At 66.2% G+C, this 22,031-nt stretch carries 24 protein-coding genes; 13 read left to right on the plus strand and 11 right to left on the minus strand.

The window, feature by feature from the left end; all coding sequences use genetic code 11:
• Positions 1–4: 4 nt before the first annotated feature.
• The gene (deoA, locus tag F9929_RS00220) at positions 5–1,321 is read left to right on the plus strand and encodes a thymidine phosphorylase (protein ID WP_152044523.1); all 1,317 of its coding nucleotides are present in this window, start codon (positions 5–7) and stop codon (positions 1,319–1,321) included.
• Here deoA and F9929_RS00225 read toward each other — a convergent pair whose 3' ends face one another.
• From F9929_RS00225 to F9929_RS00245, 5 genes are all read right to left on the minus strand, one after another.
• Complete coding sequence (locus tag F9929_RS00225; protein ID WP_193227553.1) at positions 1,322–1,855, minus strand: retropepsin-like aspartic protease family protein; 534 nt, start codon at positions 1,853–1,855, stop codon at positions 1,322–1,324.
• Between the two features lie 105 nt (positions 1,856–1,960).
• Positions 1,961–2,590, minus strand: a complete 630-nt coding sequence (gene upp, locus F9929_RS00230) for a uracil phosphoribosyltransferase (protein ID WP_152044525.1) — start codon at positions 2,588–2,590, stop codon at positions 1,961–1,963.
• Between the two features lie 32 nt (positions 2,591–2,622).
• Positions 2,623–3,645 carry an adenosine deaminase gene (locus tag F9929_RS00235; protein WP_235918912.1) on the minus strand — a complete coding sequence of 341 codons (1,023 nt, stop codon included), beginning with the start codon at positions 3,643–3,645 and terminating at the stop codon, positions 2,623–2,625.
• The gene (locus tag F9929_RS00240; RefSeq protein WP_152044526.1) at positions 3,642–4,835 is read right to left on the minus strand and encodes a phosphopentomutase; all 1,194 of its coding nucleotides are present in this window, start codon (positions 4,833–4,835) and stop codon (positions 3,642–3,644) included. Before F9929_RS00240 ends, F9929_RS00235 begins: the two co-directional genes overlap by 4 nt.
• Before the next feature lie 69 nt (positions 4,836–4,904).
• Positions 4,905–5,369: a pilus assembly protein N-terminal domain-containing protein gene (locus F9929_RS00245; RefSeq protein ID WP_152044527.1), complete on the minus strand. Its 465-nt coding sequence runs from the start codon at positions 5,367–5,369 to the stop codon at positions 4,905–4,907.
• Positions 5,370–5,610: 241 nt separating this feature from the next.
• Between F9929_RS00245 and F9929_RS00250 the strand changes: the two genes are divergently transcribed.
• The 10 genes from F9929_RS00250 (at position 5,611) to F9929_RS00295 (ending at position 14,588) form a co-directional block, all read left to right on the plus strand.
• Complete coding sequence (locus tag F9929_RS00250) at positions 5,611–5,778, plus strand: Flp family type IVb pilin (protein ID WP_152044528.1); 168 nt, start codon at positions 5,611–5,613, stop codon at positions 5,776–5,778.
• Positions 5,779–5,827: 49 nt separating this feature from the next.
• Complete coding sequence (locus F9929_RS00255) at positions 5,828–6,010, plus strand: Flp family type IVb pilin (protein WP_152044529.1); 183 nt, start codon at positions 5,828–5,830, stop codon at positions 6,008–6,010.
• Between the two features lie 76 nt (positions 6,011–6,086).
• Complete coding sequence (locus F9929_RS00260; RefSeq protein WP_152044530.1) at positions 6,087–6,602, plus strand: A24 family peptidase; 516 nt, start codon at positions 6,087–6,089, stop codon at positions 6,600–6,602.
• Between the two features lie 133 nt (positions 6,603–6,735).
• Complete coding sequence (gene cpaB, locus F9929_RS00265; RefSeq protein WP_152044531.1) at positions 6,736–7,551, plus strand: Flp pilus assembly protein CpaB; 816 nt, start codon at positions 6,736–6,738, stop codon at positions 7,549–7,551.
• An 8-nt stretch (positions 7,552–7,559) separates the two neighbouring features.
• Positions 7,560–9,131, plus strand: a complete 1,572-nt coding sequence (locus tag F9929_RS00270; protein ID WP_152044532.1) for a type II and III secretion system protein family protein — start codon at positions 7,560–7,562, stop codon at positions 9,129–9,131.
• The gene (locus F9929_RS00275) at positions 9,128–9,820 is read left to right on the plus strand and encodes a CpaD family pilus assembly protein (RefSeq protein ID WP_152044533.1); all 693 of its coding nucleotides are present in this window, start codon (positions 9,128–9,130) and stop codon (positions 9,818–9,820) included. The genes F9929_RS00270 and F9929_RS00275 overlap by 4 nt, the downstream gene beginning before the upstream one ends.
• 14 nt (positions 9,821–9,834) lie before the next feature.
• Positions 9,835–11,100: an AAA family ATPase gene (locus tag F9929_RS00280; RefSeq protein WP_152044534.1), complete on the plus strand. Its 1,266-nt coding sequence runs from the start codon at positions 9,835–9,837 to the stop codon at positions 11,098–11,100.
• A gap of 9 nt (positions 11,101–11,109) precedes the next feature.
• Entirely contained in the window at positions 11,110–12,585 is a 1,476-nt protein-coding gene (locus tag F9929_RS00285; protein WP_152044535.1) for a CpaF family protein, read from the plus strand.
• Positions 12,585–13,586: a type II secretion system F family protein gene (locus tag F9929_RS00290; RefSeq protein WP_152044536.1), complete on the plus strand. Its 1,002-nt coding sequence runs from the start codon at positions 12,585–12,587 to the stop codon at positions 13,584–13,586. The genes F9929_RS00285 and F9929_RS00290 overlap by 1 nt, the downstream gene beginning before the upstream one ends.
• A gap of 12 nt (positions 13,587–13,598) precedes the next feature.
• Entirely contained in the window at positions 13,599–14,588 is a 990-nt protein-coding gene (locus F9929_RS00295; protein ID WP_152044537.1) for a type II secretion system F family protein, read from the plus strand.
• 16 nt (positions 14,589–14,604) lie between these two features.
• On the opposite strand, the gene F9929_RS00300 is transcribed toward F9929_RS00295, so the two are convergent.
• A complete protein-coding gene (locus F9929_RS00300; protein WP_193227554.1) occupies positions 14,605–15,450 on the minus strand; it encodes a tetratricopeptide repeat protein in 846 nt (281 codons plus the stop codon).
• A 104-nt stretch (positions 15,451–15,554) separates the two neighbouring features.
• Here F9929_RS00300 and F9929_RS00305 point away from each other — a divergent pair, with 104 nt between their 5' ends.
• Both F9929_RS00305 and F9929_RS00310 read left to right on the plus strand, forming a co-directional pair.
• Entirely contained in the window at positions 15,555–16,925 is a 1,371-nt protein-coding gene (locus tag F9929_RS00305) for a leucyl aminopeptidase family protein (RefSeq protein WP_235918913.1), read from the plus strand.
• A 179-nt stretch (positions 16,926–17,104) separates the two neighbouring features.
• Positions 17,105–17,971, plus strand: coding sequence for a C40 family peptidase (locus F9929_RS00310; RefSeq protein ID WP_152044539.1), 867 nt, complete (start codon positions 17,105–17,107; stop codon positions 17,969–17,971).
• 19 nt (positions 17,972–17,990) lie between these two features.
• On the opposite strand, the gene F9929_RS00315 is transcribed toward F9929_RS00310, so the two are convergent.
• From F9929_RS00315 to F9929_RS00335, 5 genes are read right to left on the minus strand one after another with little or no spacing between them, the layout of a single operon-like run.
• On the minus strand, positions 17,991–18,644 hold the full coding sequence (locus F9929_RS00315) for an NUDIX domain-containing protein (RefSeq protein WP_152044540.1): 654 nt from the start codon (positions 18,642–18,644) through the stop codon (positions 17,991–17,993).
• Entirely contained in the window at positions 18,641–20,299 is a 1,659-nt protein-coding gene (locus F9929_RS00320; protein WP_152044541.1) for an ABC transporter ATP-binding protein, read from the minus strand. The genes F9929_RS00315 and F9929_RS00320 overlap by 4 nt, the downstream gene beginning before the upstream one ends.
• Positions 20,296–21,363 carry a cation diffusion facilitator family transporter gene (locus F9929_RS00325; protein ID WP_152044542.1) on the minus strand — a complete coding sequence of 356 codons (1,068 nt, stop codon included), beginning with the start codon at positions 21,361–21,363 and terminating at the stop codon, positions 20,296–20,298. Before F9929_RS00325 ends, F9929_RS00320 begins: the two co-directional genes overlap by 4 nt.
• Complete coding sequence (locus tag F9929_RS00330; protein ID WP_193227555.1) at positions 21,360–21,788, minus strand: type II toxin-antitoxin system VapC family toxin; 429 nt, start codon at positions 21,786–21,788, stop codon at positions 21,360–21,362. Before F9929_RS00330 ends, F9929_RS00325 begins: the two co-directional genes overlap by 4 nt.
• Positions 21,785–22,030 carry a hypothetical protein gene (locus tag F9929_RS00335; protein ID WP_152044544.1) on the minus strand — a complete coding sequence of 82 codons (246 nt, stop codon included), beginning with the start codon at positions 22,028–22,030 and terminating at the stop codon, positions 21,785–21,787. The genes F9929_RS00330 and F9929_RS00335 overlap by 4 nt, the downstream gene beginning before the upstream one ends.
• Position 22,031: the final 1 nt, after the last annotated feature.

Consider the following 22,031-nt stretch of genomic DNA (forward strand, 5'->3'; position numbering starts at 1 on the left):
CCCGGTGGTGTTCCTGCCGCAGGAGATCATCGCCGCCAAGCGCGACGGGCGCGTCATGGCGCCAGCCGATATCGAAGCCTTCGTGTCCGGCGTCGGCAGCGGTCAGGTGACCGACGCGCAGATCGCCGCCTTCGCGATGGCCGTTTTCCTGCGCGGCATGGAAGGTGCTGAAACCGTGGCGCTGACGCGCGCGATGCGCGATTCCGGCGACGTGCTCGAATGGCCCGCCACCGACCGGCCGATCCTCGACAAGCATTCCACCGGCGGCATCGGCGACAACGTGTCCTTGATGCTGGCGCCGATCGTGGCGGCCTGCGGCGGCGCGGTGCCGATGATTTCCGGGCGCGGCCTCGGCCATACCGGCGGCACGCTCGACAAGCTGGAATCGATCCCCGGCTACGCGATCGCGCCGAGCGAGGCGCTGTTTCGGCGAACGGTTGCTGAGGTCGGCTGCGCCATCGTCGGGCCGACGGGGAGCTTGGCTCCCGCCGACAAGCGCTTCTATGCGGTGCGCGACGTGACGGCGACGGTGGAATCCGTGCCCCTCATCACCGCTTCCATCCTCTCCAAGAAACTCGCGGCCGGGCTCCAGGGGCTCGTTCTCGACGTGAAGACCGGCTCTGGCGCCTTCATGGCGAGGCGGGAGGATGCCCTGGCCCTCGCGCGGGCCATGGTGGATGTCGGACGCGGCGCGGGACTTCGAACATCGGCGCTTGTGACCGACATGAACGAAGCGCTGGCGAGCGCTGCCGGCAACGCGGTGGAAATCTTGAACGCCGTGCGGTTCCTCGACGGCACGCATCGCGATCCGCGCTTGTGCGATGTCACGCTCACGCTCGCCGCCGAGATGCTTCTCCTCGGCGGCCTTTGCCGCACGGTCGCGGAAGGGCGGCAGATGGCGGAAAGGGCGCTGGAAAGCGGCGAAGCGGCGGAGCGTTTCGGCCGGATGGTGTCCGCCCTCGGCGGTCCCGCCGACTTCATCGACCGCACCGATGCCTATCTGCCGCAAGCGCCCGTGGTGACCGAAGCGCGGGCCGGGGAAGCGGGCTTCCTCCAGGCGGTCGAGACGCGGGAGCTTGGGCTCGCCGTGGTGGCGCTCGGGGGCGGGCGAACGCGGGCCGAGGACGCGGTGGACCATGCCGTCGGGTTGACGGCGCTTCGTCCGCTCGGTTCTCGCGTGGAAGCGGGCGAGCCGCTGGCGCTCGTCCATGCCCGCACGAAGGAGGAGGCGGAAGCGGCCGCGCGCCGCGTTCTTGCCGCTTATCGCATCGGCGAGGCCAAGCCGCCCGAGCGGTCCGTCGTGATCGAGCGCATCGGCTGATCAGCGGGTGAGATCGAGCTTTCCGTCGGCCACTCCGTAGCGCGAAAGCTTGGCGAGAAAGCTCATGCCGAGCAGCACGGTATCGAGCCCGTCGCCCTTGGTGACCGCCACATCCACGTCGCGCACATCCACATTGCCGACCTGAACGCGGTCGAGCTTGGCGATGGCGACGGGAACCTCGCCATTGGCGGTCTTGGTGGAATAACGGAAATCGCCCGGCTTGACGGCGACGCCGAGCCGGCGGGCGTTCGTCTCGTTCATCGACACATAGGTCGCGCCCGTATCCACGAGAACGTCGACCGGACGCCCGTTGAAGCGCGCTTGCGTGCGGAAATGCCCGTCCGGGCCGGCGACTAGGCTTGCCCGGCCGATGCCGGCGGTGGGCGCGGAGGCCTTGATCGCGGCTGTCGGGGGAGCCTCCAGCCGTTCCACGCCGCTTTCGGTGGACAAGCGCTTGCGGTACTCGTCGAAGGCGGACGGAAAGGCGAGCGCCGTCACGGAAGCGGCTGCGAGCAGGATCAGGGGCTTCGACAAGGCAGATGTTCCAAGGCACGCCGACGATCCGGCGAGCCTCGCTTGCCAAGCCTTAAGGATCGGCGAAGGATCGACATGCGCCTTCGCCCGAGGGTTTCCGAAACCCTACTTCGTGCCGTAGAGCCGGTCGCCCGCATCGCCGAGGCCGGGCACGATATAGCCCTTCTCGTTGAGATGGCTGTCGATGGAGGCGGTATAGACCGTCACATCGGGATGGATCTCGTGGAAATGCTTGATGCCCTCCGGCGCGGCGAGGAGGCACAGGAAGCGGATGTTCTTCGCACCCCGGCTTTTCAGGCGATCCACGGCGGCGATCACCGAATTGCCGGTGGCGAGCATCGGATCGACCACGATCACGAGCCGGTTCGCCAGATCCTCGGGCGCCTTGAAGTAATATTCGATGGCTTCCAGCGTTTCGTGGTCGCGATAAACGCCGACATGAGCGGCGCGGGCCGCCGGCACGAGGTCGAGCATGCCTTCCAGAAGGCCGTTGCCGGCGCGAAGGATCGAGGCGAAGACGAGCTTCTTGCCTTCCAGCGTCGGGGCGTCCATCTCGGCGACGGGCGTTTCGATCTTCATGGTGGTGAGTTCGAGGTCGCGCGTCACCTCGTAGCAAAGGAGCGTCGAGATTTCCCGCAAAAGGCGGCGGAAGCTCGCCGTCGAGGTTTCCTTCTTGCGCATGATGGTGAGCTTGTGCTGCACCAGCGGATGATCGATGACGGTGACGCCGTCCATGCCGAGCCCTCGATGGAAAAATCGGCCCGACCCTAATCGCGTGCGCCCTCCGAGCCAAGGGCGAGAAGGGCCGATACCAACCGCTTTCCAAGCTCGCCCCGCGTCCGCTCGTCCACGAAGGCGGCGTCGATCGCGGTGCGCGTCGCGGCCGCAAGGTCGCCCTCGGTGAAGCCCGCCTCGGCCGCGAAGCGATATTCGGCGCAAAGGTCGGTGTCGAAGAAGGGCGGGTCGTCCGAGTTCAGCGTCACGCGGCAACCGGCTTGCTTGAGGCGCTGGAGGGGATGGGCGACCGCGTTCGGATAAACCCCGAGCGCCAGATTGGAGCCCGAGCAGACTTCCAGAACGACCCCTTCCGCGTTGATGCGCCGGACGAGATCGGCGTCCTCGCAAGCGCGAACGCCGTGGCCGATGCGGGAGGGCTTCAGGAAATCGAGTGCGCGGGCGATGCTGTCCGGCCCCGCGAACTCGCCCGCATGAACGGTGAGGCCGAGGCCGGCATCGCGCGCGATCGCGAAGGCACGCTCGAAATCGGCCGGATCGCCGACGCGTTCGTCGCCGGCCATGCCGAAGCCCGTCACGAGCGGCAGCCCGGATGTGGCGGCAAAGCGCGCCGCATCCTCCACCGCTTGCCGTCCGAAATGCCGCACGCCGACGACGATCAGCCGCGCGACGATCCCGTGCCGTTCCCCCGCGCGCTTCGCCCCTTCCGCGACGGCCTCGATGTAATCGCGCGGCGAAAGCCCGGCGGAGCGCGCATGGTCGGGCGAAACGAAAAGCTCGGCATAGAGCGCGCCTTGCAGAGCGATCGAAGCCAGATAGTCCTCGGCGAGCCGGGCATAGTCTTCCGGCGTTCGCAAAAGCGCGCTCGCCTTGTCGTAGGCGGACAGGAAGTCGCCGAAGCTGCCGCGAATGTAGCGCCCGTCCCGGATGATGTCCGACACATCGACGCCCTGGCGCGCGGCCAGTGCCGTGACGAGGGCCGGGCTTGCTGTTCCTTCCAGATGGCAGTGCAGCTCGGCCTTCGGCAGGCGCGCCAACCTGTCTGCGGCGATCACAGGAAGCTCGTCCCATGCCGGCCGGGGGCAAGCCCGAGATGCGCCGCGATGCTCTCGCCGATATCGGCGAACGTCGATCGCACGCCGATCGACCGAGGCGCGATGCCGGGGCCGAAGCCCAATACCGGCACGCGCTCGCGCGTATGGTCGGTGCCGGGATGGGTCGGGTCGCAGCCGTGATCGGCGGTGACCATCGCGAGATCGCCGGGCCGCAATCTCGCTTCGAGTTCGGCCAAGCGCCTGTCGAACGCTTCCAGCGCCGCCGCATAGCCGGCGACATCGCGGCGGTGACCGAAATGCATGTCGAAATCGACGAAATTGGCGAAAACCAGATCGCCGTCGCCAGCCATCTCCAAGCCTTCGAGCATCGCGTCGAACAGCGCCATGTTGCCATCGCCCTTCAGCAGCCGCAAAACACCGCGATTGGCGAAGATGTCGCCGATCTTGCCGATCGCGATGGTCTGCCGCCCTGCCGCCACGGCCCGGTCGAGAAGGGTGTCTTCGGGCGGCGGCACGGCGTAGTCGCGCCGGTTGCCGGTGCGCCGGAACTCGCCCGGAGCCTCGCCGAGGAAAGGCCGCGCGATGACGCGCCCGATATTCAGGGGATCGACATGGCGACGCGCCGCAAGGCAAAGGGCGTCGAGCCGGCGGAGGCCGAAATGCGTTTCATGCGCCGCGATCTGCAGAACGGAATCGGCGGACGTGTAGAAGATCGGCTTGCCGGAGCGGATGCTTTCCTGCCCGAACTCGTCGATGATCTGCGTGCCCGACGCATGCCGGTCGCCGAGAATGCCCGGAATGCCCGTATCGTCCACGATCTCCTGAACGAGTTCGGGTGGGAAGGCCGGCACGGTTTTCGGGAAATAGCCCCAGTCGAAGGAAACGGGAACGCCGGCGATCTCCCAATGGCCGGACGGCGTGTCCTTACCGCGCGAGATTTCCTGCGCCGCGCCCCAAAGCCCTTGGCCGGACGCCGCGCCCGCGATGCCGGCCGCATGGTGGAGCCCGAGGCTTTCGAGGAAGGGGAGTTCGAGCGGCCCATGGCGCAAGCCCGCGCGGTCCGCGCGTCCGGCTCGCGCTTCGGCGAGGATATGCCCGAACGTGTCGGCGCCCTCGTCGCCGAAGGCGGCCGCGTCGGGCGCCTGCCCGATGCCGAAGGAGTCCATCACGATCAATACGGCGCGGGCCACGCTTCCTCCATCCTGCCGGCGGGTGGTCCCGCTCGGCGGTGGAATCCTAGCGCCCGCCGTCCCGCAAGGCTACCTCGCGGCGGCAGCCGCGGCGTTGGCGAGGCTCTGACGTGCGGTGAACTGACTGCTGGCCGAGTTGAAGGCGAAATCGGTGTCGCCGATGGTGACGGAAGGCTCGCATTCGGGCGTGCAGGAATAGGTCTGGCGCTCGGCCTGACGGTAGATGCGCACCGTTCCTTCCTCGAAGGAGCGCACGCTCACCTGCTCGTCCACGATCGGATCGCCGTTCGCGTCGAGAACGATGAGATTGGTGCTGCCATAGGAGCGGCCCGTCAGGACCATGGTGCTCGCGTCCTGCACGGAAACATCGGCGATGGCGGGGTTGCCGATGATCACCGTGGCGGCGGGGCGAGGCACCTTCAAAACGCGCGCATGGTCGATGTCGACGGTGAGCCTCGTTTCGGTCTGTTCAGCGCTGGCAGGGCCGGACAGAACGATCGCGGCCAGAAGAACAAGAGCTTGAGCATGATGCATTGCGGTCGAAACTCGGCTGGCGCGGCGATCCTTGTGATCATCATGCATGTCCCGCATGAACGAGAAATTAAGCGTAGCCGGGAAGCATAGCGAAGGATTCACGCTGGTTCCGAACAGCGATGTTGGGAAAAATTGAACGATGTTCCTTAAGCGGAAAGCAATCGTGCCCTTGTAATTTCCATATCAGCCGAACGACAGCCGTGTCGCTCAGCCAGGCAACCGGGAAATCATAGGTTCTCTCATGCGCAAGCTCCTCCGCTCCTTCGCCCGCAACGAGTCGGGTGCGACCGCCATCGAGTATGGCCTGATCGCGGCCTTCATCTCTATTGCGATGGTCGCCGCCTTGCCCACCATCAAGACCAACCTGAGCACCAAGTTCACCTCAATCGCCACGGAACTTGGCAAATAAAAGAACTGTAACTACCAGACGGCAGTCGGCGGGATGAGAAGACGAGAGCATGTGGCTTATCAAGGTGCGTTGCGTGCTCCGCTTCTTCATCAATACATCTGGCTCAACCGCTATTGAGTATGGCCTGATCATCGGCTTCGTGTCGGCTGCGATGCTTGCGACATTACCGGAGATTAAAACCAATCTCGCGGCGGCATTCGTAGCAATCGCTAATGCTTTTGCTGCACGATAAGGTTGGAATCAATCTGGATTGCCGCGGCCGATAGTGCCGACCGAGCCTATCAAAATAGCTCTGGATTACGAATTTCATGACGCTGTTGATGGCGACGCTCGCTCTGATCTTCCCCCTCGCCATGGTTCTTGCCGCGCTCTCCGACGTCCTTTCCATGACGATTCCCAATCGTCTTCCTGCCTGCCTTGTTCTCGCCTTTGTTGGTTCTGCCGCAGTGGGCGGCATGGATTTGGCAAGCGTCGGTTCCCATTCTTTCGTTTGCGCGACTGCACTTCTCCTCACCTTCGGCTGCTTCGTGGCCGGCTGGATGGGCGGCGGGGACGCCAAGCTGATCGCCGCGACCGCGCTCTGGTTCGGCCCGACGCCGCATCTCCTAGACTATCTCTTCAACGCCGCGCTTTTCGGCGGCTTCCTGACGCTCGGGCTTCTGGCGGCGCGCGCGGTCGTCGCGCCGACCACCGGCGTCGCCTTTCTGGATCGCCTGCTCGGTCGCGAAACGGGCGTTCCCTATGCCGTGGCGCTTGGGCCGGCAGGTCTCGTCGCCTTCGCCTCCAGCCCCTGGGCGAATGCCGCCGGAGCCTTCTTCGGTTGAAGCAAACCGGACCCTTGCCGTTTCCTTACCTGTGATCGGGTGCGGTCATTCTTCGTTAACCATGTATTGAGGGTTTCGGCCTCATAACCATCCGATCGCTGCCCATGGGTTTCGGGCATCAAGAGGATCGGAAATGAACGCTACGCGCCTTCTGGTGCTCGGTGTGGCGGTGGTCTCGGCAGGAGCCGCCGGCATCGTCGCGCTCAACATGGCGGCGCCCGAGCCGATGGCGCCCGTCGTCATCACCGAGCCGGGCGAACCGACCGTGCAACTCGCCGAAGTGCTCGTCACCATCCGCGACATCCCCATGGGCGGCATCGTGGACGGGGCGCTCGGCTGGCAGAGCTGGCCGCAAGACGCCCTCGGCCCCTCCCTGATCCGAAAAAGCACGCGGCCGGACGCCGTGGAGGAACTGAAGGGAACCATCGCCCGCCAGTCCTTCGTGACCGGCGAGCCGGTGCGCGAGGAAAAACTGGTGAAGGCCGATCGCGGCTTCATGTCGGTGGTTCTGCCGCCCGGCAAGCGCGCCGTCGCGATCCAGATCGCCGCCGACACGGCGGCCGGCGGCTTCATCCTGCCCAACGACCATGTCGACATCATCATGACCCGCAAGCGCTTGAGCGCGGGCGTCGTGACGGGCGAGGTCGACACCCGCACCGTTCTCACCAACATCCGCGTTCTGGCCATCGACCAGACCATCGACGAGTCGGGCGGCACCAAATCCGTGATCGGCACCACGGCGACGCTGGAAGTCGACCCCGAACAGGCCGAGGCCGTGACGGCGGCCCAGCAGATGGCCGACCGCATCGTCCTGTCCTTGCGCTCGCTCGAGGATTCCGTGCCCGGCGGCAAGGGCTATGCCGCCTTCCTGCTCGCCGGCGAAGCGAAGGCGGGAAAGGTCAACGTGGTGCGCTACGGCCAGTCCAGCGAAATCGTGACCAGGAAATGACCCGAGCGATGGCTTCCGCCCTGTCCCGCCGCGGTTTTGCCGCCGCGCTCGCCCTCCTGGCGAGCTTCCAGCCCTTGGCTCCGGTTTTGGCCGAAGGCAGTCCGACGCTCGCCGTCACCCGTCCGCAGCAGTCCCTGACCCTTGGCCTCAACAAGTCCAAGGTCATCGACCTGCCGGCCGACGCACACGACATCCTGGTCGCCAACCCCGCCATCGCCGACGCGGTGACGCGCACGGCGCGCCGCATCTACATCTTCGGCAAGCAGGTCGGACAGACCAACATCTTTGTGTTCGACAGGAGCGGCGCGGAGATCGCCATTCTCGACCTTCGGATCGAGCGCGACATCGCGGGCCTGTCCAAGACCATCGCCAAATACATCCCCGGTTCGGAGGTGAAGGCCGACATCCTCAACGACAACATCGTCCTGACCGGCCGGGTCGCCACGCCCCAGGAAGCCGCCCAGGCGGTGCGCCTCGCCCAGATCTACGTCACCGGCGGCGAAGCGACCACCAGCCAGTTCATCAGGTCCGCTTCCGGCGCGGCCGGGGCCGGCGGCGTCGGCAGCGGCGTCAGTCAGGCTTTCGAGGAGCGTCAGGCGAGCCAGGTCATCAACCTTCTGGAGATCGCCGGCGAGGATCAAGTGACGCTGAAGGTGACGGTGGCCGAGGTTCAGCGCTCCGTCATCAAGCAACTCGGCTTCAACGGCCTCGCCAAGGGTGCGATCGACGGCTTCACCTTCGGCGCCATTTCCGACAACCCCTTCGGGCTCGGCAAGGCGCTGTCCTCGTCCGGCGTTTTCGGGTCGGGCTCGATCGGCTCGGCCAGCGTGGACGCTGAACTCAACGCCCTTGAACAGGCCGGCGTCATGCGCACCCTCGCCGAGCCGTCGCTGACGGCGATCTCGGGCGAGAAGGCGAGCTTCAAGGTCGGCGGCGAGTTCGATGTCGCGGACGGCAAGGACGAGACGCAGGCGAAGCGAACCCCGATCCTCAATCAGGCGGGCAACATCGTCGGCTACGATGATACGCCGGCTGCCGTGGAATACGACCATCGCCAGATCGATTACGGCATCGGCCTCGACTTCACCCCGGTGGTTCTGTCGCCGGGCCGGATCAGCCTGAAGATCCGCACCTCCGTCTCCGAGCCCACCTTCGAAAGCCCGTTCAACGTTCCCAAGGGCATCGCGCCGGGCATCAATCTCATCGGCATCCGCAAGCGCCTCGCCGATACCACCGTCGAGCTTCCGTCCGGCGGCAGTCTCGTGATCGCGGGCCTCGTGCGCGACGAGATGCGGCAGGTCATCTCTGGCTTTCCGGGGCTGTCCAAGTTGCCGGTGCTCGGCACCCTGTTCCGCTCCCGCGACTTCCAGCGCTACGAGACCGAACTCGTGGTGATCGTCACGCCCTATCTCGTGCGACCCGTCGCCCGACAGGCGCTGGCGCGTCCCGACGACGGCCTGAACTTCACCGCCGATGGGGCCGGCAACTTCCTCGGCCGCATCAACCGCGTCTATGGCGCGATGGACACCGATCTCCCGCCCGGCCGTTATCACGGCAACGTCGGATATATCTACAAATGAGCGTTTCCCGACGTTTCCCCTCCGCCGGCGTCCTTGTCGCGCTCGCCGCCTTGTCGCTCGGTGCCTGCGCCGACCGCCACGCCATCCAGGTCGGCGCGGTGCCGGATGACTACCGCACGCGCCACCCCATCGTGGTGGGCGAGGACGAGGAAGCGATCGAACTGCCGATCACGGGGTCCGACATCCGCCTGCCGCTTGCCGATCATGGGCGCGTGAAGGATTTCGGGCAGGGCTTCCGCGCGTCCCGTTCGGCCGCCATTCGGATTCTGGTGCCGCGCGGGTCGCTGAACGAGAAGGCCGCGACGCTCGCCTCGCGCGACGTCGTGGCGATCCTGAAAAGCATCGGCGTGCCGGGGAACCGCATCCTGCTGCAACCCTTCGATGCCGGCGGACAGGTGGGGGCCGTGCCGATCCGCCTGTCCTATGCGACGCTGACCGCGCGTACCGCGCCTTGCGGGCGCTGGCCGGACCAGCTCGCCGACACGGAGCAGAACCGGAACTACCAGAATTTTGGTTGCGCCACGCAGCAGAATCTGGCCGCGCAGATCGCCGACCCGCGCGACCTTCTGGGGCCACGCGGCCGCGACCCGATCGACGCGGCGCGCCGCACCGACATGCTGGAGGACTACCGGACCGGCCGGTCCACCGCGTCGGCGCGCGGCCAAAGCGACCTGGACTACGACTGGTGATCGGGGGCGAGGGCATGAGCGACGTTCTGAAGGGGGCCGACACCTCGCTCCTGCGCGACGAGATCGCCGCGATGGAGAACGTGCGGCCGATTCCACGCATCTCCATCCAGGCCTTCTGCGAAACGGAAGGAACGGCCAAGCCCATCCAGCGCGCCAGCGAGGACCGGCGCATGGCCAAGGCCCATATGCGCATCCATATGGGCGGCATCCGCGCCGCGACCGAGCATTATTCCAGCGCGCCGACGCCCAATCTCATCATCCTGGAATCACGTTCGCTGCCGTCCGAGCTGATGGTCGAGCTCGAAGGCCTCGCCGATGTCTGCGATCCGGGCTCCAAGGTCGTCGTGATCGGCCATCACAACGATGTCGGGATCTATCGCGATCTGACGCGGCGCGGCATCTCGGAATATCTCGTGGCGCCGGTCACCATGTCCGACGTGATGGCCGTGGTGGCGGGTCTCTTCACCGATCCGGAAGCCAAGCCGCTCGGACGCACCGTCGCCTTCGTCGGCGCCAAGGGCGGCGTCGGCGCCTCGACGATCGCCCACAACGTCGCCTGGTCGGCGGCGCGCCTTTTCTCCTCGGACGTGCTTCTGGCCGATCTCGATCTCGCCTTCGGCACGGCCAACATCAATTTCGACCAGGACCCGGCGCAGGGCATCGCCGAGGCGGTGTTCTCGGGCGACCGCGTGGACGAGGTCTTTCTCGACCGCCTGCTCGCCAAATGCGCCGAGCATCTGTCGCTTCTGGCCGCCCCCTCGCTTCTCGACCGCACCTATGATTTCGAGGGCGACGCCTTCACCTCCCTCATCGAGACCGCCCAGCGCACGACGCCGGTGGTGGTGCTCGACGTGCCGCATCTCTGGAACGAATGGACGCGCAGCGTTCTGGCGCGCGCCGATGAGGTGGCGATCGTGGCGACGCCCGATCTCGCCAACCTGCGCAACGCCAAGAACCTCGTGGACACGCTGCGGCGCAGCCGCCCGAACGACAAGCCGCCCCATCTGATCCTCAATCAGGTCGCGGTGCCGCGCCGGCCCGAGATCGCCCCGGCCGATTTCGCCGATCCCCTGCAGATCGAACCGATCGGCCTCGTGTCCTTCGATCCTTTGGCCTTCGGCGGGGCGGCCAATAACGGCCGTATGATCGCCGAGGTCGACGCCAAGCACCCGGCCGTCGAGGTCTTCGACCAGATCGCGCATGTCCTGACGGGGCGCGGGGAGCCCAAGCGCGCCAAGCGCGGCGGCTTCGACCTCCTCGCGCGCCTGCGCCGCAAGTAGGACTGACCCATGTTCGGCAAGCGTTCCGGCGAAGGCGGCGAGAAGCTGGCGGTGCGCCCGCCCACCTCCGCACCCGCATCCGCGCCACCCCCCAGAGCAACGCCGTCGGCCGCCTCTCAGCCGGCGGCCGCGGCGGCACTCGAACCCATCGCGCCGCGCCGGGCCGCTCCCCCGCCGGTCGAGAACGCCGCGCGCGAGCGCTCGGAAAGCTATTTCCAGACCAAGGCGCAGATCTTCTCGGCGCTGATCGACACGATCGACCTCAGCCAGCTCGCCAAGCTCGACAACGAAAGCGCGCGCGAGGAAATCCGCGACATCGTCAACGACATCATCGCGATCAAGAACTTCGCGATGTCGATCGCCGAGCAGGAGGACCTCCTCGGCGACATCTGCAACGACATCCTCGGCTACGGCCCGCTGGAGCCTCTGCTGGCGCGCGACGACATCGCCGACATCATGGTGAACGGCCCCAACCACACCTTCATCGAGGTGAACGGCAAGGTCGTGGAAACCAATGTCCGCTTCCGCGACAATCTTCAGCTTCTCAACATCTGCCAGCGCATCGTCAGCCAGGTCGGGCGACGTGTCGACGAGGCCTCGCCCATCTGCGACGCGCGCCTGCCCGACGGCAGCCGCGTCAACGTCATCGCCCCGCCGCTCGCTCTCGACGGCGCGACGCTGACCATCCGCAAGTTCAAGAAGGACAAGCTGACCCTCGACCAGCTCGTGAACTTCGGCGCGATTTCGCCGAACGGCGCGCAGCTTCTCCAGATCGTCGGCCGGGTTCGCTGCAACATCATCATTTCGGGCGGCACAGGTTCCGGCAAGACCACGCTTCTCAACTGCCTCACCCGCTATATCGAGGAAGACGAGCGGATCATCACCTGCGAGGACACCGCCGAGCTCCAGCTCCAGCAGCCCCATGTCGTGCGCCTCGAAACCCGCCCTCCCAACATCGAGGGCGAGGGCGAGATCACCATGCGCGACCTCGTGAAGAACTGCCTGCGCATGCGCCCCGAGCGCATCATCGTCGGCGAGGTGCGCGGGCCGGAGGTGTTCGACCTTCTTCAGGCGATGAATACCGGCCATGACGGGTCGATGGGCACCATTCACGCCAACTCGCCGCGCGAATGCCTCAACCGTATCGAGTCCATGATCGCCATGGGCGGCTTCACCCTGCCGCCGCGCACGGTGCGCGAGATCATCGTGGGGTCGGTCGATATCATCGTTCAGGCCGCGCGCCTTCGCGACGGGTCGCGCCGCATCACCCACATCACCGAAGTGGTGGGCATGGAAGGCGACGTCATCACGACGCAGGATCTCTTCGTCTACGAGCTTCTGGGCGAAGACCAGAGCGGCCGCCTTCTGGGCCGCCACATCTCCACCGGCATCGGGCGTCCCGCTTTCTGGGACCGGGCGCGATACTACAACGAGGAGCAGCGGCTGGCGAACGTCCTCGACGCCTCGGTCGATGAGGGCCGCTGATGCTTCCCGTGGTTCTCTTCGTGATCCTGGCGGGAACGTGCTCGGCAAGTCTCGCCTATGTGATACTCCAGCCGCGCATCGCGCGCGAAAAGAAGGCCGCCGCGCGGCTCGGCCAATATTCGCGTATCGAGACCGACAATATTTCCCGGCAGCTTTCGCGCAACCGCATCGCCGACACGACGCGCCGGCGCAAATCGATCCAGAATTCGCTGAAGGAACTGGACGACCGGCAAAAGGAGCGGTCGAGCTACGCCACGCGCCCTTCGCTGCGCCGGCGTCTGGAGCAGGCGGGGCTCGACATGAACGAGCGTCGCTTCGTCATCATCAGCGCGATCGTCGGATTCGTCGTCTTTCTGGTGGCTCTCCTGGTCAGCGGCTCGCTGCTGATCGCGATCGCGGCGGCGGGGGTCGGCGGCTTCGGCCTGCCGCGCATCACCATCGACATCATGCGCAAACGCCGCCAGAAGAAGTTCATCCAGGAATTTCCGAACGCCATCGACCTCATCGTGCGCGGCGTGAAGTCCGGTCTGCCGGTGAACGACACCTTCCGCATGATCGTGTCCGAAGCCGCCGAGCCGGTGCGCTCGGAATTTCGCAAGGTGGTGGAAGCCCAGCAGCTCGGCCTGCCGACGGCGGAAGCGGTGGAGCGCCTGTTCCAGGGTATGCCCCTGTCGGAAACCAACTTCTTCGCCATCGTCATCGCCATCCAGTCGCAGGCCGGCGGCAACCTGTCGGACGCCCTGCAGAATCTCAGCAAGGTCCTGCGCGAGCGCAAGAAGATGGCGGCCAAGATCCAGGCCATGTCGGCGGAAGCGAAGGCTTCGGCCGGCATCATCGGGGCGCTGCCGATCGTGGTGGGCGGCCTTCTGTACCTGACGACGCCCGATTATGTCGGCCTCCTGTTCTCGACCTCGATCGGCAACATGCTGCTTCTGGGATGCGTCGCGATGATGGGAACCGGCATCGTCGTGATGCGCCAGATGATCAATTTCGATTTCTAGGACCGGCCGGCGATGAATTTCCTTTCCGGTCTCGGCCTTCCCCCGTCGGCTCTGCTTGTGGGCTTCGTCTGTTTGTCGGTGTTCGCCACCGTCCTGACCTTCGCCATGCCGCTTCTGGTGGGCGGCAACCTGAAATCGCGCATGAAGGTCGTGGCGCTGGAGCGCGAGGAGATGCGGGCGCGAGAGCGCGCGCGCCTCGCCCAGGAAAAGGACCGCGACCGCCGCGGCAGCGCGCGCCAGCGCGACGACGACGGTTTCGCGTCGAAGTTCGTCACGCGCTTCAACCTGAAGAAGGCGCTGGCCGACGACAAGACGGCGGCGACGCTTCTTCACGCCGGTTATCGCGGCCAGCGACCCTTGACCCTGTTCCTCTTCGCCCGTGCGACGCTGCCGGTGGTGGGGTTCGTTCTGGCGTTCTTCTATATCTTCGGCATCGGGGTCATGGCCGAATCCGCCGGAAGCATGCGCCTGATGGTTTGCCTCGGCGCGGCGGCTTTCGGCTTCTATCTCCCCAACATCGTGATCGCCAACAAGGCCAAGAAACGGCGCATGTCGATCACCCGCGCCTGGCCCGAAGCGCTCGATCTTCTTTTGATCTGCGTGGAATCCGGCCTGTCCATCGAGGCTGCGTTCCGCCGCGTGTCGGAGGAGATCGGCGTCCAGTCGGTGGAGTTGGCCGAGGAACTCGTGCTGCTTTGCGCCGAGCTCGCTTATCTGTCCGACCGCCGCGCGGCCTACGAGAACCTCACCGCCCGCATCGGCACCGATCATGTGCGCTCGGCCACCACCGCCCTTGTCCAGGCCGAGCGCTACGGCACGCCGCTCGGTCAGGCGCTGCGCGTTCTGGCCCAGGAAGGGCGCGACGCGCGCATGAACATCGCCGAGAAGAAGGCCGCGAGCCTGCCGCCCAAACTCACCGTGCCGATGATCGTGTTCTTTCTGCCGGTGCTTTTCGTGGTGATCCTCGGACCTGCCGCGATCCAGGTGATGAGCGCGAAGTGAGCCGCGCCCCGCGCTCTTATTGCGCGGCGCTGGGCGTTTTATCCTTGTCCTTCAGCATCGACCACGTGTTGCGCTGGGACAGCATCTGCCTGAGATAAGCGACGTTGGCGCTGGCTTCCTCGGGCGGAAGCTCGGCACCCGCGATCCGCTCGGCTTCCTCGAACCGGCCCTGAAGCCCGACCACCAGCGCCAGATTCTGCCGCACGCGGCTGTCGGCGCCGGGCCTCGCCGCCGCTTGGGAGAGGGTGGTTTCGGCCGACTTCAGATCGTTGGCCAAAAGAAAGGACATGCCGAGATTGGACAGGATCGCGGGCTCGTTCGGCTGGATGTCGAGCGCCTTGCGATAGGCGATCCGCGCTTCCTCCGGTTTGCCGAGCTGGTCGAGGATCGCGCCTTCCGTGGAAAGGAGACGCCAATCGGGGTAGTCCGGCGTTTGCGCCCGGCGCACCGTTTCCAGCGCCTTCGTCAGCTCGCCCGCCGCCGCCAGCGACTTGCCATAGGCGGCCAGCACTTCGCGGTCCTTGGAATTGGCGATCGCCACCTGCCGCATCACCGCCAGCGACTGGTCGTTGCGGCCGGTCATCTGAAGAAGGGAGGCATAGGGCAGGCCGATCGCCTTGTTCTTCGGATCGCGCTCGTAGGCCGCGCCATATCGCTCGGTGGCCGCGCGCAGCTCGCCCTCGTTCATGGTGTCGAAGCTTTTGGCCTTGCCCGGCGCGGCGCTCGAGCGGATCGAGCCGGTATGCATCGGCGACACGGACTGGCAGCCGGCAAGGGACAGGCCGAGAATCATGGACAGGGCGATCAGGCCCATACGCGGCGAAACGCAAGACGAGGGTCTCAAAGGTCGGTCCTTCCGCATCCACAGCCTTTGCGGATCGGCGATAAACCGGTAATCCCGCTTGAAACGCGACAATGGTTCTTCAACCTTGTCGGAGGGTTGAGTTCCTTTCTCGGGAAACGATCATGAACGAAAAGCCGACAACGCCGCGCCCGGTCTGGCCCGTCTTCGCCAAGGCTTTGGACGAGTTGCCGACGCGCGCGCGCGACTGGGCGGCGGCCTGCCGCTTCAAGGCCGGTGCCGGCGAGGTGCTGCTCGTGCCGGGCGAAGGGGGCGAGCTTGCGGGCGCGGTGCTCGGCCTCGGGGCGAGGAACGACGACACCCCCGCCGCGTCGCTGCTGGCCGGCGCGCTCGCCAAGGCGCTGCCGGGCGGCGACTGGCGTTTGTCGGAAAACCATCCGCTCGATCCCGGCCTCGCCCAACTCGCCTTCGCCCTCGGGGGCTATCGCTTCGAGCGCTACAAGCGGGACGACGATGGGGCAGGGGCTCCGATCTTGAGCGTGGAAGGCGCCGACCCGGCGGAGACCGAGCTTCTTTCCCGGTCGATCTTCCTCGCCCGCGATCTCGTCAACACGCCGGCGAGCGACCTCCTGCCCGACGGCATGGAACGAGCGGTGCGCGACCTCGCCACCGAGTTCGGCGCTGAGGTCTCCAGCATCGTCGGCGACGAGCTTCTCGACCGCAACTTCCCCATGATCCACGCGGTCGGGCGCGCCAGCAGCGTCGCGCCGCGCTTGATCGACCTTGTCTGGGGCCCGGAGGACGCACCGAAGGTGACGCTCGTCGGCAAGGGCGTCAGCTTCGATACGGGCGGCCTCGACATCAAACCCTCGTCCGGCATGCTTCTGATGAAGAAGGACATGGGCGGGGCGGCGAACGTCCTGGCGCTCGCCCGCATTCTGATGGGCCGGCGTTTGCCGGTTCGCCTGCGCGTTCTCGTGCCGGCGGTGGAGAACGCCATCGCCGGCAATGCTTTCCGCCCCGGCGACGTGTTGACGAGCCGCAAGGGCAAGACGGTCGAGATCGGCAACACGGACGCGGAAGGGCGTCTGATCCTCGCCGACGCGCTGGCGCTCGCCGACGAGGAAGCGCCGGAAATTCTCCTCGACATGGCGACCCTGACGGGCGCGGCGCGCGTCGCCCTCGGGCCGGAACTGCCGCCCTTCTTCACCGACGACGAAGCGTTCGCCGCCGCACTCGGGCAGGCATCCCGCGAGGTCGCCGACCCGATCTGGCGCCTGCCGCTCTGGAAACCCTATGCCAAGGGTCTGTCCTCCAAGATCGCCGACACCAACAACGTCACGAGCGACGGTTTTGCGGGCGCGGTGACGGCGGCGCTCTTCCTCCAGGGCTTCGTGGAAAAGGCGAAGGCCTGGGCGCATTTCGACGTCTTCGGCTGGCGCCCGCAGCCGGGCCCGCTCGGTCCCGTCGGCGGCGAAGCGCAGGCGATCCGCGCCATCCACCGCGTTCTGGAAGCGCGTTATAAGAGCGGCTAACAACACCTCGCAGGGTCGGCTGGCCGGGTCTTTCCGCCGTCCACGTCATCGCGAATGCTCGCCGATGCCGCCGGCATCGACTGCGCTTCGCTCTTTGTGGAACAACGGAAATCCCTCGCCCATCCTCTGCCTGGAGGTATTGTTAGCCGCTCTAAGTCGCGTTCCTGAAAGGCTTCGCCATGTCCGCACCGCTCGATCCCCGCCGCAACGCTTTTCGGGCCGATCTCGCCGATGCGCGGTTGGAAGGCCGCGTCGATGCGGCGCGATTCGTGGAAGGCAAGGCGATGACCGTCGCGCGGCCGATCGCGCCGCTGCGCCGGGAAGGCCGCGCGTCCGCCACCCAGGAAACGCAAGCGCTTCTGGGCGAGACCGTGCTTGTCTTCGAGGCGCACGACGACGGCTGGGCCTGGGTCCAGTTGGACGGCGACGGCTATGTCGGCTGGATGGAGAGGGCCGCCTTGTCGGACCGGCTCGCCCCCGCCACGCACCGCGTTTGCGTGCCCTCGACGCTGCTCTTCCCGGTGCCCGACATCAAGCAGCCGGTGCGGGCGCATCTGCCGATGGGCGCGCGGGTTGCGGTGGGGGGCGAGGCGAGCGACCGCAATGCGACCTATGCGCTGGTCGCGCCGGAAGGGGCCGTGGTGGTCCAGCACCTGCAGGACCTCGACGCCAAGGCGGCCGACTTCGTGGTCGTCGCCGAGCTTTTTCTCGGCGCGCCCTATCTCTGGGGCGGCAAGACGCCGCTCGGCGCGGACTGCTCGGGCCTTGTCCAGACGGCTCTTGGCCTTGCCGGCATCGCCGCGCCGCGCGACACGGACATGCAGGAACGCGAACTTGGGGAAGCCGTCGCCCCCTACGCGCCCTCCAAGCGCGGCGATCTCGTCTTCTGGCCCGGCCATGTCGGCATCATGCTGGATGAGGCGCGGCTTCTCCATGCCAACGCCTTCCACATGGCGACGCGGATCGAGCCGCTGACCGAGGCAGTTCGCCGCTACGAGGCTAAGGGCGTCGCGATCTCCGGCATCCGGCGGCTGTCGCTCGGCTGAACGCTCTAGTTCGCTTCGCTTAGCCAGCCTCTAGGCTGGCGGCGAGCGCGTTGGCGCGAAGACGACCCTTTCGGGCGAACCAGTGCGTGCAGGCGATCAGGAAGCCGTTCTCGATCCGCCCTTCGTCCACGGCCGCGATCAGCGCTTCCGCCGGCGCGGCGATCGGCCGGATGTCCTCGTGCTCTTCGGCAAGGCCGGTCGAGGCTTCGAGTTCGGAGGCATCCACGATGGCGAGATAAACGATCGCATGCTCGTCGGTGAGGCCCGGCGAGGGCAGCATGGTGAAGCAGCGCTCGAGTGTCTTGGCCTGAAGTCCGCTTTCCTCGAAGAGTTCGCGCGCGGCCGAGGCGTCCGGCTCCTCGCCCTCGTCCACGACGCCGGCCGGCAGTTCCAGCGCCGCGGCGTTCGGCGTCTTCAAGGCCGCGCCGATGCGGAACTGGCGGATCACCACGATGGCGTCGAGCACCGGATCGTAGGGCACCACCACCACCACCGAGCCGGTGGACAGAAGCTCGCGGCGCAAGGGGCCGATGCGCGATGCCCCGTCCAGCGACTGGTGCGTCACCGTCACCGCCTCGAAGTTGCGAAACCCGTCGCACAGCCGTTCGCGCTTGAGGATCTCGACGTCGAGCGACTGGTCGGCCAGGAGATCGCGGTAATGGGTGGCGCTCATTGCGAGGCGGCGTCCGTTCTCGTGGTTTCGATGCGGAAGGCGGCGGCCATCAGCGCCTTGGTGTAGTCGGTTTGCGGACGCTCGAAGATGTCCTCCGCCGGCCCCCGCTCCACCACCTGCCCGTTGCGCATCACGATCACCTCGTTGGCGAGCGCGCGCACCACCTTCAGGTCGTGACTGATGAAGAGATAGGCCAGATCGTGCTTCCGCTGGAGGTCGCGCAGAAGATCGACCACCTGTGCCTGGACGCTCATGTCGAGCGCCGAGGTCGGCTCGTCCAGCATGACGAAGCGCGGGTTCAGCACCATGGCGCGCGCGATGGCGACGCGCTGGCGCTGGCCGCCGGAAAATTCGTGCGGGTAGCGGAAGCGAGCCTCGGGGTCGAGCCCGACCTCTTCCAGCGCGGAGACGACGCGGGCGTCCCGTTCGTCGGCGGAGAGTTTGCGCGCATGGACCTCCAGGCCTTCCCCGACGATGTCGGCGATGGACATGCGCGGGGACAGCGAACCGAACGGGTCCTGGAACACGATCTGGACGCGCTCGCGAAGCGGTCGCATCGCGCCGAAGGAGCGGTCGTCGATCCGGTTGCCCTCGAAGGCGATATGGCCTTGCGACGAGATCATGCGGGTGAGGGCGAGGCCGAGCGTCGTCTTGCCCGATCCCGACTCGCCGACGACGCCGACCGTCTGTCCGGCGCGGACCGTCAGGTCGATGCCGTCCACCGCCTTCACATGGTCGGACACGCGCCGGAAGAAGCCGGTGCGGATCGGAAACCACACCTTCACGTCCCGTCCTTCCATCACGACAGGCGCGTTGGCATTGGCGGCGGGCGGGCGGCCCTTCGGTTCGGCCGCCAGAAGCCGCTTGGTGTATTCATGTTGTGGCGAAGCGAAGATGCGCTCCGTCGGGCCTTCCTCGACGATCCGGCCCTTGTACATCACACAGACGCGGTCGGCGATGCGCCGGACAATGCCGAGATCGTGGGTGATGAACAGCATCGCCATGCGGCGCTTCTGCTGCTGCACCTTCAGGAGTTCGAGGATCTGCGCCTGGACGGTGACGTCGAGCGCCGTTGTCGGCTCGTCGGCGACGAGGAGATCGGGCTCGTTGGCGAGCGCCATGGCGATCATCACGCGCTGGCGCTGGCCACCGGACAGTTGGTGCGGATAAGCGCCGAGCCGTTTCTCTGGATCGCGGATGCCGACCTGCCGGAGGAGTTCGAGCACACGCTCGCCCGTTTCTTTGGTGCCGAGCCCCCGGTGAACTTTGAGGATTTCGCCCACTTGCCGCTCGATCGTGTGAAGCGGGTTCAGCGAGGTCATCGGCTCTTGGAAGATCATCGAGATCTTGTTGCCGCGCACCCGGCGCAGAGCCTTCTCGTCCATGCCGATGAGGTTCTCGCCCCCGAACCGGATCTCGCCGCCGGGATGGCTCGCGGCCGGATAAGGCAGGAGCTTCAGGATCGACAGGGCAGAAACGGACTTGCCGGAACCGGACTCGCCCACCAGCGCCAATGTCTCGCCGGGCTTGATCGAAAAGGACACGCGGTCGACGGCAAGCGAGGTCCGCCCGCCGCCGTGAAAGGCGACGGACAAGTCGCGCACGTCGAGAAGCGGAGCTTCCGCCACCGCGGGCGTTGCTTCCAGCGCGCTCATGCCGCCACTCCTTTCCCGCTCGAATTCGCGTCATGCGCATGATCCGAATGATCGTGATTGCCATGCGAATGGCTGTGATGACCGTGGTCGTGGTCGTGGTCGTGGTCGTGGTCGTGGTCGTGGTCGTGGGTGTCGGCATCGGCGCAGAGGTCGTGCTCGATCTCGACGGTCACGTGGCTGATGTCGAAGCGGCGGCCGAGTTCCTGCTTGATGCCGCGCACGGCCTGCGTGCCGTCATTGCCTTCCGCCACGCAGGCATGGAGCGTCGCCGCCTTGCGTTTCGGTGTGATCGCCCAAACGTGAACGTGATGCACCGCGCTGACGGACGGAACGGTGGCCACCAGATGCGGGCCGATCGCGGTGGAATCGACGCCGGCGGGCGTTCCTTCCAGAAGGATGTGGCCGGCATCGCGCACGAGCCGCCATGCGTTGGTGAGGATCAGGAGGCAGACGAGCACCGACAGGATCGGGTCGATCGGCGTCCAGCCGGTGGCGAGGATGACGATCGCCGCCGCGATGGCCGCGACCGAGCCCAGGAGATCGCCCGCGACATGGAGAAGCGCGCCCTTGAGGTTGAGATCGTCCTGATCTCCGCCGTGCAGAACGAAGAAGGCCGCGATGTTGACGAGAAGGCCGCCGATGGCGACGACGAGCATCGTGCCGCCGAGAACCGGGGCTGGATTGGCCAGCCGCTCCCAGGCTTCGAAGGCGATGATCGCGGTGATGCCGAAGAGAACCAAGCCGTTGGAATAGGCGACGAGAATCTGGAAGCGGTCGTAGCCGTAGGTCTTAGCCGCATCGGCAGGACGGCGCGCGATGCGGAAGGCGAGCCAGGCGAGCGCGAGACCCGCGAAGTCCACGAACATATGCCCGGCATCCGCCAGAAGCGCGAGCGAGCCCGATATGAGCCCGCCGGCGATCTCCGCCAGCATGAAGAGGCCGGTCAGCACCGCCGCGATCGCGACGCGCTTTTCCGACGCCATCCCCGCATGGTCGTGCGAATGGCCGTGGTCGTGGGAATGGTCGTGGTCTCGATGAGGAACGCCATGGCTGTTCGGGGTCATGGCGCTGTCTTTTCTCGCATCAGGTCCATCAAGGAAATCCGTTCGATGCCGTGAGGTATTCGGAGCCGGCGATCGGAGGAAACGACAAGTCGGCATTCCGTCACGATGGCGCTTGCGACATGGATCGTATCGGGAAGCTTGCCCCCGAGCCAGGCACGGACTTCCACGCTCTTGCGCAACACGGATCGATCGACTGCGATGGACGTCATCAGGCGGCCCCCGAAGATCAACTCCTCATAAAGATCGCTGAGTGCCGTATCCCGTTCCTTCAGGGGCTTTATCGAAATTTCTGCCCAAGTCAGTTCGCTCGTGATGAACCGCAGACCCTCCAGAGATTGCTGCCGTATGAAATCGAGGCCCGCCATCTCCTCGTGTTCGACGGCCTCGATAAGAGCATTGGCGTCGAGGTAGATCGAAACCGTCAATCCCATTCGTCCCGGATGGCTCTGACACGTGCGACGGCTTCCTCGGACGTAACCGACTTTCCGGGATTGGCCTCGTGATACGAGCGCACCCTTTCCAGGAAGTCGTCCCAGACGTTCTTTTCGGGTTGCTTTTCGATCGTGATCTGAACCGCATCGTCGGCGGAGAAATCGCCCCGCATGTCGTCCGGCAGCTTCTCCGCCGGATAATTCTCAAGCACGACGCGTGTCCTGGCTTCGCTCATG

Source organism: Aureimonas psammosilenae (genome assembly GCF_009176975.1).
Classification (GTDB): domain Bacteria; phylum Pseudomonadota; class Alphaproteobacteria; order Rhizobiales; family Rhizobiaceae; genus Plantimonas; species Plantimonas psammosilenae.

What these genes read in the sequence shown, in the direction of transcription:
- upp (WP_152044525.1), bottom strand. Translation starts at nt 2,590, where the DNA reads ATGGACGGCGTCACCGTCATCGATCATCCGCTGGTGCAGCACAAGCTC.
- F9929_RS00245 (WP_152044527.1), bottom strand. Translation starts at nt 5,369, where the DNA reads ATGCATCATGCTCAAGCTCTTGTTCTTCTGGCCGCGATCGTTCTGTCC.
- F9929_RS00250 (WP_152044528.1), top strand. Translation starts at nt 5,611, where the DNA reads ATGCGCAAGCTCCTCCGCTCCTTCGCCCGCAACGAGTCGGGTGCGACC.
- F9929_RS00255 (WP_152044529.1), top strand. Translation starts at nt 5,828, where the DNA reads ATGTGGCTTATCAAGGTGCGTTGCGTGCTCCGCTTCTTCATCAATACA.
- F9929_RS00260 (WP_152044530.1), top strand. Translation starts at nt 6,087, where the DNA reads ATGACGCTGTTGATGGCGACGCTCGCTCTGATCTTCCCCCTCGCCATG.
- cpaB (WP_152044531.1), top strand. Translation starts at nt 6,736, where the DNA reads ATGAACGCTACGCGCCTTCTGGTGCTCGGTGTGGCGGTGGTCTCGGCA.
- F9929_RS00270 (WP_152044532.1), top strand. Translation starts at nt 7,560, where the DNA reads ATGGCTTCCGCCCTGTCCCGCCGCGGTTTTGCCGCCGCGCTCGCCCTC.
- F9929_RS00275 (WP_152044533.1), top strand. Translation starts at nt 9,128, where the DNA reads ATGAGCGTTTCCCGACGTTTCCCCTCCGCCGGCGTCCTTGTCGCGCTC.
- F9929_RS00280 (WP_152044534.1), top strand. Translation starts at nt 9,835, where the DNA reads ATGAGCGACGTTCTGAAGGGGGCCGACACCTCGCTCCTGCGCGACGAG.
- F9929_RS00285 (WP_152044535.1), top strand. Translation starts at nt 11,110, where the DNA reads ATGTTCGGCAAGCGTTCCGGCGAAGGCGGCGAGAAGCTGGCGGTGCGC.
- F9929_RS00290 (WP_152044536.1), top strand. Translation starts at nt 12,585, where the DNA reads ATGCTTCCCGTGGTTCTCTTCGTGATCCTGGCGGGAACGTGCTCGGCA.
- F9929_RS00295 (WP_152044537.1), top strand. Translation starts at nt 13,599, where the DNA reads ATGAATTTCCTTTCCGGTCTCGGCCTTCCCCCGTCGGCTCTGCTTGTG.
- F9929_RS00300 (WP_193227554.1), bottom strand. Translation starts at nt 15,450, where the DNA reads ATGCGGAAGGACCGACCTTTGAGACCCTCGTCTTGCGTTTCGCCGCGT.
- F9929_RS00305 (WP_235918913.1), top strand. Translation starts at nt 15,555, where the DNA reads ATGAACGAAAAGCCGACAACGCCGCGCCCGGTCTGGCCCGTCTTCGCC.
- F9929_RS00310 (WP_152044539.1), top strand. Translation starts at nt 17,105, where the DNA reads ATGTCCGCACCGCTCGATCCCCGCCGCAACGCTTTTCGGGCCGATCTC.
- F9929_RS00315 (WP_152044540.1), bottom strand. Translation starts at nt 18,644, where the DNA reads ATGAGCGCCACCCATTACCGCGATCTCCTGGCCGACCAGTCGCTCGAC.
- F9929_RS00320 (WP_152044541.1), bottom strand. Translation starts at nt 20,299, where the DNA reads ATGAGCGCGCTGGAAGCAACGCCCGCGGTGGCGGAAGCTCCGCTTCTC.
- F9929_RS00325 (WP_152044542.1), bottom strand. Translation starts at nt 21,363, where the DNA reads ATGACCCCGAACAGCCATGGCGTTCCTCATCGAGACCACGACCATTCC.
- F9929_RS00335 (WP_152044544.1), bottom strand. Translation starts at nt 22,030, where the DNA reads ATGAGCGAAGCCAGGACACGCGTCGTGCTTGAGAATTATCCGGCGGAG.